Below are 10,499 nucleotides of genomic sequence, written 5' to 3'. Positions count from 1 at the left end.
CCGCTGCCACCGATGCTGCCGCTGGCGCCGATGCTGCCGGTGCCGCCGACGCTGCCGGTGCCGTGGTCGCCGACGCTGCCGCTGCCGCTGCCGGCGATGGTGTCCCTACTAGCTGTGCCTGTCGGATGGCCCTCGCCATTGGTGAGCGGCGGGCACAAGCGACATTGCTTCCCCGCCGAGATCTGGCGCTCAATCGCCTGCGCAAATGCTGGAACGGTCGCCGTTGCGCCGAAAAATGCACTTGAAATCAGCACCATACCGGTGCCGGCGAGGAGATGATGGATGGTTTTCATTGTGTTAGCTCCCTAAGACTTTCACCTTGGGTTAACAATTGAAACTCAGAGCTTGTTAAATCGGTTCCCTGCCATGTCTTTCTTAGGCGGGCGTGGCCGGAAACTGGCCGTTTGGCAAGCGCCTGGGGTTGAATTTTGAAACGCAGGCGAGCCGCTGGACGCGATCTCGCCCTTGGCTGGTCTTATGGACCGGGATGCGGCTCCCGCGCGTCCTGACGCGCCGTAGGACTCGCCAATCGCCCATCCTGCGCCAGTCTGGTCAGCCGCGCATCGTCTTCGATCCACTCGGCATGCGTCGGGTAGCACAACACCGCCCATGTTGGCGCGCCGTACCTCCGCTCAAGCTCATCGTCGCTCACGCTAAGATTGCCCCAGTACCTCGCACGCCATACTCGATCCGCCTCGGGCTCGGGCTCCGGATCGACCTGCACCCCCTTCGGTTTCGCGCCCTTGAGCTCCAGCAGCATCGCATCGAGACTGGTTTTCGTCCGCGTAACTGGGATCGCGTCAACGACAGACGGCGCTGCGGTCGCGTCGATGATCGTTGAAGCGGCAGCCAAGGCCGCCGCAGCGGCAGCGGCGGTTGAAGTAGCCGCGAGGCCAAGCAGAAGGCGGCGGCGGTTGATATCGGGCATACCTTTGGCGGCTGCCCGAACAGTGGTGTTCGGCATGATTGTAATCCTCTAGCATTGTGTTACAACGTTAGCAGATGTGGCACGGTGGCGGTTAACCGTCAACTAACTTATGCTAACAATCGCATACAAGGAGACGGCATGGCACGGACAGCGGCATTGGGACTTAGGATCGAGCCCATCGTGAAAGAGGCTCTGGAGAATGCCGCCAAGGCAGACCGGCGCACGGTCGCTGCGTATGTCGAGAAGCTGATAGTGGGCGACCTTGAGGCCAAGGGCTATCTGCCGAAGGGAGCAGCCGAATGAGCAACGGATCAAACATCGCCGCTGCGATCAACGCAGCCCACGCGTCAGTCGAGCAAGCGAAGCGGGAAGGCGTTAGACACGCGATCGAATGTGGACGGCTCCTGCATGAGGCAAAGGCGACCGTCACCCATGGTCAATGGGACGCTTGGGTTCGGAGCAGTGTTCGTTTTCGATGCGAACTGCGCAGCCTTATATGCGGGTTGCCGCGCATGTTGGTGACGATCCAGCAAAAGCGCAACGCGTTGCGGATTTGAGCCTGCGGGAACTTGGCAAGGCGATATCGGACACTCGACCGGCTAAGGCTCCTCTGTCGGATGCCGATCAGGCAGCGCTCCACGAGATGATGGCAATCTGGTATCGCGACAAACCAGAATGGCGCGAACAATGGTTGGACCGCCTGCATCGCGAAGCTGAGAAGCAGCGCGTTTCGCCGAGCAAGGTCGTGTTCCCCGAGAGTGGCGGCGGCGGCTAAAGCGCTACCGCGCTACGCAATCGCAAATGACTCGCTATTCTGTGGATGAGGCGTAGGGTCCAGCGTGTCGTCCGCCCTTTCACGGCACGCGGACGCTTGGAAGCCAACTTCGGTGCTCACGCCCCTATAGGGGAGAAATCCGATGGCAGTAGTTGCCCACGATTATCTCGACCAGCTCCTGGAATGCCCTTACTGCCTAACGATACGGCTAAGGATTCCCGCTGATGCGACGCCCGATACTTCAATCGCTTGCGACGATTGCGGCAAGTACCTTGGCTCATGGGATGAGATGCAAACGGATTTTGAACAGCAAGGCGGAGGCAACGGCATCTTTAAGCTCGATAAGGGCAGGATTGAACGGATCAACGCTAGCCACTGCTCCGCGTTCAGCCGCTGTTGAGGGCGGCGGCCATGCCATTTAGGCGCTATAGCGGAATATTCAGACCTACCGATCTGGAGTTGCTCCAGCGAGTGTTTGACCAGTTGTGCGCCGAGCGCCGCCTAGCCCGAAAAGACAAGGACCAACGGGAACATCTCGCCTGCGAAGTCATCGAGGCTTTCGAGAACGGGTTCAGCGACGAAGCGGAGTTGTGGCGGGCGCTTTCGAAGCGCCTCATGGCTCGGGGGTGAATAGAAAAGCCCGCCGCCTATTCGGAGCGCTGGCTAACTCTCATCCCAAAAATCCTGCAGCGAGGCGTGCCTTAGGTCTTCCTCGCCCCTGAGGTGTTTCACACGGGCCTTGATACCCGGCTTGACCCACTGCGTTGCCGGCCGCTTTGGCATTTCCTTGGGTGGTGGCCCGGCATGTTCCTGGACCCGCTTCCACAGTCGTTCCCGCATCTCGCGGTTGACGCTCACGAACGCACTGCCGACATACTTGCGGGTCCCCGGCTCAGCCATGAGAGCAAACGCGGGCTTGCCCCTCACGCTCGACGCCGAGCAGTTCAAATTCCCCGACGGTGTAGCATTTCGTCTTCAGCCAGTTGGTCGAAGGGCCCGCTGCGATACTTGCTGTCTCGACGCTTGGACATCATTCCCTCAAGGCCGGCCGCGTCGATCAGATGAAAGTGAGAACCAGGCGCAGCATTGCTTCCTTTTCCTGCCCAAAGCGCCAGATGTCGGAACAATTCTTGGCGCCGCACAGCATCGCGGCGAAGGCAATGAACAGTATTTCGCAAAAATCGTGTCGAGCGTTCTGATCGCGCGGATCGAGATGACCGAACACATTCTGGATCGTTTCCATCGAGAGCTCCACAATAACGGAGCCCTCCCAAGAATCCACAACCCGCCAATTGGCAAGCAATTTCCCATCTACTCAAACGCGATTCCCCTGCCCTTCCGTGGGTTCTCTCGCAATCGGTCAACAACATTGCGCTCGGTTCTATTCCATCACGATCGAGTGACGGATTTGGGGCTTTTGACACCCATTTCAGACAGCTTTTTCCTTGGTCATGCCGGATCACCACCCAGCCCTTTTGAGATAGGCCGCGTCGGCGCGGCCCCAGTGATAATCACGACGGGCCGAGGTTGTGTTTAAGCTATGCCTCGATCTGTTCGCCCACGAACTCCAAAATTCGGCCACACGACGCGGTTGCTGATATTCACTATGCCAATTTCGCTTGCAGCATCTTGGTTGATACTTCACCATGCAGTGGAACGATATCTAGCGTCCGAAGGTGGAAGGTTTTGATCAAAATTGGCCTCAGCGTGGTTGCTGCAACCGTACTCCTTGTGACGCGCGCCTGGTCAGCCGACAATTCAGGAGTGGATCAGGCGCCGCAGACTGATGTCGACGTTGTCATTGAACTCGGCCTTGGCGGAATAATTCAGCCTGAATACGAAGGTTCAAAGGATTATGAGATTTGGCCGTGGCCAGTGATCGGCTTCGGCTATCTCGCCATCCCCGGTTTGTTTGCAATCGGTAGCCCAGAGGCTCAGGCAGGCGGATTCGCGATCGGTCCGTCCTTCAACTACACCTCTGATCGGGACGTCAGCGATGATCCAGACCTGTCCGGGCTTGATGATGTCGACGCTACATTCGAAGCTGGTTTGCGGGCCAGCTATGAATGGACCAACGCGGAGGTTTGGGGAGAGGCTCGCTATGCTTTCGGGGGTGCTGACGGTGTCGTGGGTGAATTCGGCGTGAACGCGGTGGCCCGGCCTACGCCTGAGCTCGAGCTCAAATTGGGACCTTTCGCGACAGTTGCTTCAGCCGACTATATGGACAGCTATTTCGGAGTTTCGGCTCGAGAATCCGCTAACACAGGCTTCAGAGTTGACGCCTTTGATCCAGGCGGTGGCTTTAAGAGCGTGGGTATCAGGGGGCTTGCAAGATATGAATTTCGGCCGACCTGGTTTTTGAACGCAAAGGCATCGTACAGTAAGCTTGTGGGCGACGCCGCCGATTCGCCGATTGTTAAGTTTGGCAGCGAAGATCAATTCGCTTTCGGCTTGAGTATCTCGAAGAGGTTCTCGTTCGACTTGTTCTAATACCTGGCGTCTGGGCCCGGCCGCGTGATTGCGCGGTCAAATGGGGTTGTTCTTCAGGCTTCCTTAACAGCCGGCATAGCGACCAGCATGGTTGTTTCAGTTCCCTTAGCTCTCGCTTGAATAAGCAAAGTGGAACATTCCGCCCCGGATCGCTGTTTCCTTTTCATTAGGAGGAACAGCCATGGCCGACGACAAGACCAAGCGAGATTTCCGCGACCGCAACCGTGTCTCTGCCGATGAGAATTACGAGGTGGAGTATTTTGCCCTCGAGATGGGGATCACGCCGGATCAGGTCCGCGATCTGATCAGGACCATCGGCAACGATCGGGCTGCCCTGACAGAAGCTGCGAGGGCCCTGAAAGCGCAGAAATGAGACACCGGACAAACAACGAAGCCACAGGCTACCAGGGCAAGGACCACGACCGGCCAATCAAGCCCTCAGCCGCACCAGCCTTGCGGCGCGATATACGTCGCCGTATCTCGCACTTTCAAGGTGGAGGGTCGCGAGCCTCATGGCCGACGATTCCGATTATCTAGCAGTAGAATTCGCGAATCCGCCTTTCGTTCCGATGTCCGACCTTGCCTCGCAAAGGGCTGGCCGGACGGCCACGACGAATGAGCCGCATCCCTGCCAAAAGAGATCGTTGATGCTGCTCAGTCGACCGCCGGTCCAACCAGACGGTAGCGGAAGTGATTGCGGATGTGCTCGTTGAAGTAGCGGCCCTTGGCAAAGGCGGCTTTGAACGCGGCGAAGGTCTCCGGCGGCACATCCTCGAACTGGTAGCATTTACCGCTGGCCACGAACCACACAGAGAGGGTTCTGCGTTCCGGATCGTATTCCGTTTTGCGTATCGAGGTGGACGGCATGACGTTCACGCCTTGGTTTCGGCCCGGGAAGCGCCAGCTAGTCGCACCGATGGATCCTACCACAGCAGTTTAGAAGGTCGGTCAGTCCATGGGGGGAAGGCAGGGCAGCTATGGGGTTTCGTCCCGACTGGCTTGCCGATCGCCTCAAGCAATGAAGCTAGTGGTGAAAACCTGACGCTTGGTACCCGGCGCAGAAGGCGGCTCCGGCGGCAACCGGTCGTTCAGCATGCGAGCACGAAATTCGGCAGTCGAATTGGTGCGGGGAAACGGTTCCGAAGGCAATTGTACAGCAAGAAAGGCACAAAGCGGCCCCCACCCTTCGGAGACCTGATAAGTAAGAAGGCGCCCGGGCGGCAGCGTGGCTCTCACCGTAGCGTTATGTTCTTCATAGACGGCGATTGCATGATGACGGTCATTAAAGCGACCTCCAAAGACACCATTGCCAACTACCGCCACACCAAAGGACTGTGGGTCATTGCTGGCGGCGTCCATCGAAAGTCCTATTGTTTGCGCCACGCTGTCATACCAGGCTTCGGGGTCACGAACTGTGAGAACAACTTTTGCATCAGGGTAGTGATCGCTCACTTCGCGCCAGAAATGCGCAGTTGGCCAATCGACAGCGGAACGATAGCCGGCATATGCCAGATCCCAGTTCGGGAGTTGTCCCTGGCCAGCGGCGCGCCACAGCTTTTTCTGTTCGGGGTTGGCATTCACGTCTGCCATATGGTGGCAAGGCCCGAACCCAAGATGCTCCAATGCCAGTTTCAGCGAATACGTGCCGGTGCGACCCATGCCCGCGCCAATGACATCTAGAGACATCAGCATCCTCCAAGGTGACTTCAATCGCTCAAAATACCGCCCTTCCTTCTATTTCGCTACATGTTTGAATTTCCTTACGTCGTCGGGCGTGCGCTCGCCTTCAATTAGGCCCATGCAGACCTCGACCGCCTCCTTCCACTTGGGTCCCCGCTTGGTCCACTTCATGAGTTGCACAGCGGCACCCTCGACATTGGTGCAGACTTAGGTGAGCCCAGGTCGGTCGGTTTCGATATAGACCGGAGAGTGAAACCAATGGAGAGCCATGACACCTCCTACTCAGGCGAGAGATACAACGTGAGTACACCTGCCTCCTGTCGGTGGTCGCGGTGGTCGTCGGCGTCGCGACACTGTTCATCGGCTGCTCGGCCAAGCAGCTCGCACGAGCAGGAAGTCAGGGACGCCATCTAGCACGGCGACATCTAGCCGCGCCGAACCCTCATCACCCACACCACGGCGTCGGCACCACCGACAGCGGTCCAGCGGGCTCGGCCGAGGGGGTGGCGTGAACGTTCGACGGCACCAGGAAACAGCTGGCGCACCTCGTCGGGGAATACTGGGAACGGGGGACCGCTTCTGCGCGCCGGGTCGTACTCGATCGTTACAAGCAGGAGCACACCGCCCGGCTCCAGGAGACTCCTCAAGTGCTGGGCATACCTGTATCGGTCCTGGCACGGCAACGCGACGAGACCGCCTCGGTCCAGCGCCGCAGCATATTTGCCGCCGAGGTCGAAGAAGTCACCCTGCAGAATCGTGACGCCGCCGCCTTGCCACCGCACGAATGGCCCGGCAGCCGCGCGGTCAGCGGCGATGTGGTGCTCGGCGAAAAAGGCCTCGCAGGCAATCGGCGAGATTTCGACACCGACGACCCCGAATCCGTGCGCAGCCAGCCACGCCATGTCTGGTGACTTTCCCGACATCGGCACCAAAACCTCGCTCCCTGGCGGGATTTCGAGTTTCGGCCAATGCGCGGCGAGCAGCCGCCCACTTTCCTTGGCGGTGAATGCCCCTCCACCGTCCGCCCAATGAGAATGCCAGAACTCAGGGCCGTAATTCGAAGCAGAAATGCTGATTTCCTTCGCGACGGACTGACACCGCTACGTTAGCATATGACGGGGGCTCGGTCAGCGACCATCGGCCCACGGTGACAGCCTATGGAGGCCTGATGAGCGTGCGTATCACCCTGACCGACTCGCACATGCCGCCGTCGGAGCAGTTCCTGGAATTCATCGACTCGTGGCTCACGGGCGCTGAATTTGACGGGTCCACCTGGGCTACCTACAGACAAGAACGGCCTGAACGACTCGGCCATCGGTTGTCAGCCAGCGCCTCGTACCAGCTACGGCAGCGCATTGCCGACAGCCAGGCTGGCATGCGTCACCTCGGCCGCGCATATGAACTGTTCGTGGCGCTGCTCATAGGGGACGTCGACACGATCCGGGCAGTGCAGCAACGATTCCGCTTCGTCCTCGTCGTCGGTGCGCCGCGAAGCGGGGGCAAGTATCTGACCAAGGAGCTGTTTCGCGCGCTTGGATACGATCCGAGTCGCGTGCCGGCGGTCCTCGCGCACGACGGGTTTCCGGAGGCAGCGCCGTGGCGATTCGACCAGGCCGGCAACACATGGGTCGAAAGCTTGCACACCATGGCCGAGTATCTCACCATGGTGGAACTGTTCTTCGCTGCGGCCGACCGGCACGAAGACCACATCGTCGTTCCGAAGAAGGCGACGAAAGCTGCATATGCGCCCGGCCTGTTCCAATCCGTTCTCGGCGCCGGTGGCGAAGGCATCATCACGATCCGCCATCCCGTCCTGGCGTGCATCTCGACGTACGAAACGGCGGGAGGCCTGCCGCCCGACCATCGATTCGTGCAGCGCGGAAATATCGAACGGCTGTGGGCCCGGGATTTGCTCAGCGCGGGGTTCAGCGACGGGGAGGTCGCCGGCATGGATTACTTTGACGCGTATTTGCGCTGCTGGGAGGACTATCACATGCGCCTGGCGATGGGTGGGTCCAACTTCACCCGCCGCTACCGGGTGGTGGCCTACGGCGCGGAGCGTTTGATGCATGAGGCTCGGCGCAATGCCGATCGTTACGGATCCTTGGCCGCAGATGTCGAGGAGTTCCACGCCTACGATCGGCGCGACCGCCATCCCGAGTGGGTCGCGCGGGCGGAAACGGCGCTGCGACGCGTCGGTGACCAGTGGGCGCGGGTAGGTATGGCGTTTCCTCTCGACGAGCTCGCCGAGTGCTGGTGACGATTGCCCCGGGACGCTTTGCTCCTGCCCGCTGGATGGTCAGGGCGCAACGCGCAAAACGCGGTGCTCGACCAGTGTCGCGACCAGGCCGACCTTCTCATCGTCGGTGAGGGTACCCGGCAGTTCGCGGACGTAGAAGGAGCCCGTGCAGGAAATGAACTCCAACGCGTCCCGCGCGATGTCGTTGATCACGACATCAATCCTGCCGCCGGGCCCGCCAGTGTCGCCATACCATCCTCGACCGACACCTGCGAGCGGCCCGCGTTGTCGTTGAACACGCGATGCGACAACGACACCGACCGACCGTCCAGCCAAACGTCGGGCAGTGGCTCGCCGAAGAAGGATTCATAGCGGGCGCGAAAGCCCTCGAACGTGGACGGCCTCAGCTCTCGGCGTCCCGGCGCCTCGGGCGCATTGCTTGGATTGTGATGGAGGTACTCTCCGAAATATCGTTGGCAAAAGCCAATGTATTGGCTGGTATACAGAACAAACTGATGCCAGACCTCGTCGACGCGTGTAGAGTACATATTCCACGACACGTCCGAATCCGTATATGACAGAATCAGGAATTTCTTCGCCTCGGCGAACAACGCCTCGCCCTCATCGGCCGTGCCGACGATTCGATCCTTGACCAGCCTCTCGATCAAATAAGGGGCCTCGAAACGTAGGACTGGCTCGTAAGTCGCCGGCGACTCGCGGCCTGCTGGCGCAACAAGCGTTAATTCCGAGCTACTCACGGGCCGACCCCGATCGAGCGCTGGGCCGTCACTTGGTTGCATGTCGACGTGCAGCTGGGGTTTGTTTCGCAGCTCGAGCAGGAGCAGGACGCGCAGCTACTCATCACGCGCGGTCGCAATTGGATGTTCAGCCGGCCCGTCTGCACCTCAACAAGACGGCCCGCGTTCGTTTGCGTCTCATCGACGTTGGTAGCGGACACGTCCAGGGCCCGGGCTTGGCGCGGGCGGCGTGCCGCAACGGTATTGATCCGATCGCCGTGGCATACCACCTCTGCATCGGGCTTGACCCAAATGACGGTGCCGCCGTGCGGCAATAGCGACTCGGGGGCAGCGCCCGACGCAACAATGTCGCTCTCGTTGATTTCGATACTGAAACTCAGGTCGCCCAGCGACGGGTATAGCCTCACTCGCCCGTTGTCCTTCCTCGGCCCGACGTACCCTCGGAATGCCCGTACATTCGGGCTGACGTCGAGCAGTCGACTCAGCAGGGGGTGGGTGCGCAGGTGATGATCGTCGTGCTTCTGACTGGGCATTTTCGCAATCCTCATGCTCGCCGCCAGCAGCAAAATATCATCACGGTTGGGCATCCAAAACTACGCTGTTTGTCCAATAGGCAAAAGGAGTATCTTCCCGCTCACGAGCGCTGTTCCGAAGTGTGCTTGGGGTCTAAGTGTCTGAATCAAAACGACTGGTGCAATTTCAAGGTCTTGCGAGGCGCGTGGCCGCGTAAATCATGTCGGTGTAATCGGCGCTGATCTCCTCGTGCAGGCGCTCGGGAGCGTGGCCGAGCAAGTTGCGGTGCTTGTGAACCGTGCATCTTTGAACCGGCACCCCGTCCCACAGCGCAGCGATCGCCCTATCCAAGCCGGGTGCGCCGTCGACGATGAGGAACTCAGGGCGACGCAGGCCGCGTGCGACGAGATCGTCGAGGATCGCCCGCCAGGCCTCGGTCGTCTCGCCGCCCATGTTCTTGACCGCGAGCAGGATCTTCTGGCCGTCCGCGCGCACGCCGATGACCACGAGCAGCGAGATCGAGGTCGCCTTGCGCTCGAGCCTGACACGAACCACCGTCCCGTCGAGGATCAGGCGCACGATCGGCTCGTCGGCCAGCGAGCGACCATTCCAGGCGTCCCAGTCCGTCTTCACCTTGCGCCACGTGCGGCTGACGACGTCCTTGCCGATCGCGTCGCCGAACAAGGCGGCAAGCGCACGACGGACGCGTCGCGTGTTGGTGCCCGCCAGGTAGCTCGACGCGATCAGCGCGTCGGCTGCCTTCGTGCGCCGCTGATAGGCGCGCAGGGCCTTGCTCTTCCCCATGCCCAAGTCCATCAACGCCAGCCGCCTTGGACGACCGGAGGAGTCCACGCCAATGCTGCCAGGGCTTTGAAGCTCTCCCCGGCTTCATTGCGAAAAAAATGTGGCGTGCACCTCGATTCAGAGTGATCCGAAGATCATCGACCGCGAGATAGCCGACCTTATCAAGGCAGGACTGCCGGAAAATAAGGGTTGCGGTCTGTTTTTGGTTGGCACAGCAGGTCCGCGGGTACGCGTCAGGCCTGTCGCATGAAATGTGCGGTATCGCCCCCCCGCCGCAGCGACAGCCTTCCGCTATTCCTTCTTGTCGACCAG

Annotated in this window: 15 protein-coding genes and 3 pseudogenes; 7 read left to right on the top strand and 11 right to left on the bottom strand. The window is 60.1% G+C overall.

The window, feature by feature from the left end; all coding sequences use genetic code 11:
• Both BQ8794_RS35790 and BQ8794_RS27435 read right to left on the bottom strand, forming a co-directional pair.
• A pseudogene (locus BQ8794_RS35790) lies at window positions 1-293 on the bottom strand (hypothetical protein); the annotation flags it as partial.
• Between the two features lie 182 nt (window positions 294-475).
• Window positions 476-964 (bottom strand): hypothetical protein, encoded by a 489-nt coding sequence (locus BQ8794_RS27435; RefSeq protein ID WP_077381741.1) that lies wholly within the window; start codon window positions 962-964, stop codon window positions 476-478.
• A 102-nt stretch (window positions 965-1,066) separates the two neighbouring features.
• Between BQ8794_RS27435 and BQ8794_RS35785 the strand changes: the two genes are divergently transcribed.
• The 4 genes from BQ8794_RS35785 (at window position 1,067) to BQ8794_RS27420 (ending at window position 2,103) form a co-directional block, all read left to right on the top strand.
• The gene (locus BQ8794_RS35785; RefSeq protein WP_167378858.1) at window positions 1,067-1,231 is read left to right on the top strand and encodes a hypothetical protein; all 165 of its coding nucleotides are present in this window, start codon (window positions 1,067-1,069) and stop codon (window positions 1,229-1,231) included.
• Window positions 1,228-1,485, top strand: a complete 258-nt coding sequence (locus BQ8794_RS37485) for a DUF3102 domain-containing protein (RefSeq protein WP_077381740.1) — start codon at window positions 1,228-1,230, stop codon at window positions 1,483-1,485. The genes BQ8794_RS35785 and BQ8794_RS37485 overlap by 4 nt, the downstream gene beginning before the upstream one ends.
• A complete protein-coding gene (locus BQ8794_RS35780; RefSeq protein ID WP_167378857.1) occupies window positions 1,425-1,703 on the top strand; it encodes a hypothetical protein in 279 nt (92 codons plus the stop codon). Before BQ8794_RS37485 ends, BQ8794_RS35780 begins: the two co-directional genes overlap by 61 nt.
• 142 nt (window positions 1,704-1,845) lie before the next feature.
• The gene (locus BQ8794_RS27420) at window positions 1,846-2,103 is read left to right on the top strand and encodes a hypothetical protein (protein ID WP_077381738.1); all 258 of its coding nucleotides are present in this window, start codon (window positions 1,846-1,848) and stop codon (window positions 2,101-2,103) included.
• Window positions 2,104-2,366: 263 nt separating this feature from the next.
• On the opposite strand, the gene BQ8794_RS36825 is transcribed toward BQ8794_RS27420, so the two are convergent.
• Together BQ8794_RS36825 and BQ8794_RS27405 are read right to left on the bottom strand one after the other, a co-directional pair.
• Window positions 2,367-2,603: a hypothetical protein gene (locus BQ8794_RS36825; protein WP_244555125.1), complete on the bottom strand. Its 237-nt coding sequence runs from the start codon at window positions 2,601-2,603 to the stop codon at window positions 2,367-2,369.
• Window positions 2,604-2,772: 169 nt separating this feature from the next.
• Window positions 2,773-2,946, bottom strand: a pseudogene (locus BQ8794_RS27405) (transposase family protein); the annotation flags it as partial.
• 443 nt (window positions 2,947-3,389) lie between these two features.
• On the opposite strand from BQ8794_RS27405, the gene BQ8794_RS27400 reads away from it, so the two are divergent.
• Window positions 3,390-4,193, top strand: a complete 804-nt coding sequence (locus BQ8794_RS27400; RefSeq protein WP_244555124.1) for a MipA/OmpV family protein — start codon at window positions 3,390-3,392, stop codon at window positions 4,191-4,193.
• A 181-nt stretch (window positions 4,194-4,374) separates the two neighbouring features.
• Window positions 4,375-4,566, top strand: coding sequence for a DUF3606 domain-containing protein (locus BQ8794_RS27395; protein ID WP_077381735.1), 192 nt, complete (start codon window positions 4,375-4,377; stop codon window positions 4,564-4,566).
• A gap of 281 nt (window positions 4,567-4,847) precedes the next feature.
• Here BQ8794_RS27395 and BQ8794_RS27390 read toward each other — a convergent pair whose 3' ends face one another.
• The 3 genes from BQ8794_RS27390 to BQ8794_RS37480 all read right to left on the bottom strand — a co-directional run bounded on the left by BQ8794_RS27390 (window position 4,848) and on the right by BQ8794_RS37480 (window position 6,943).
• A complete protein-coding gene (locus BQ8794_RS27390; RefSeq protein WP_077381734.1) occupies window positions 4,848-5,060 on the bottom strand; it encodes a KTSC domain-containing protein in 213 nt (70 codons plus the stop codon).
• Between the two features lie 144 nt (window positions 5,061-5,204).
• On the bottom strand, window positions 5,205-5,879 hold the full coding sequence (locus tag BQ8794_RS27385) for a sulfotransferase family protein (RefSeq protein ID WP_167378856.1): 675 nt from the start codon (window positions 5,877-5,879) through the stop codon (window positions 5,205-5,207).
• A 419-nt stretch (window positions 5,880-6,298) separates the two neighbouring features.
• Window positions 6,299-6,943: a class I SAM-dependent methyltransferase gene (locus tag BQ8794_RS37480; RefSeq protein ID WP_425293588.1), complete on the bottom strand. Its 645-nt coding sequence runs from the start codon at window positions 6,941-6,943 to the stop codon at window positions 6,299-6,301.
• Window positions 6,944-7,041: 98 nt separating this feature from the next.
• On the opposite strand from BQ8794_RS37480, the gene BQ8794_RS27375 reads away from it, so the two are divergent.
• Window positions 7,042-8,133, top strand: coding sequence for a hypothetical protein (locus BQ8794_RS27375; RefSeq protein WP_077381732.1), 1,092 nt, complete (start codon window positions 7,042-7,044; stop codon window positions 8,131-8,133).
• 39 nt (window positions 8,134-8,172) lie between these two features.
• On the opposite strand, the gene BQ8794_RS35775 is transcribed toward BQ8794_RS27375, so the two are convergent.
• The 4 genes and pseudogenes from BQ8794_RS35775 to BQ8794_RS27360 form a co-directional block, all read right to left on the bottom strand.
• Window positions 8,173-8,325, bottom strand: coding sequence for a hypothetical protein (locus BQ8794_RS35775; protein ID WP_167378855.1), 153 nt, complete (start codon window positions 8,323-8,325; stop codon window positions 8,173-8,175).
• Window positions 8,322-8,780: a glycine-rich domain-containing protein gene (locus BQ8794_RS27370; protein WP_077381731.1), complete on the bottom strand. Its 459-nt coding sequence runs from the start codon at window positions 8,778-8,780 to the stop codon at window positions 8,322-8,324. Before BQ8794_RS27370 ends, BQ8794_RS35775 begins: the two co-directional genes overlap by 4 nt.
• 86 nt (window positions 8,781-8,866) lie before the next feature.
• Window positions 8,867-9,457, bottom strand: a complete 591-nt coding sequence (locus tag BQ8794_RS27365; RefSeq protein WP_077381730.1) for a hypothetical protein — start codon at window positions 9,455-9,457, stop codon at window positions 8,867-8,869.
• Between the two features lie 130 nt (window positions 9,458-9,587).
• Window positions 9,588-10,181 (bottom strand): annotated as a pseudogene (locus tag BQ8794_RS27360) (IS256 family transposase); the annotation flags it as partial.
• Window positions 10,182-10,499: the final 318 nt, after the last annotated feature.

Origin of the sequence: Mesorhizobium prunaredense (assembly GCF_900156895.1) — a bacterium.
GTDB classification, from domain to species: domain Bacteria; phylum Pseudomonadota; class Alphaproteobacteria; order Rhizobiales; family Rhizobiaceae; genus Mesorhizobium; species Mesorhizobium prunaredense.
This window is presented reverse-complemented; position numbering and strand designations above follow the sequence as displayed.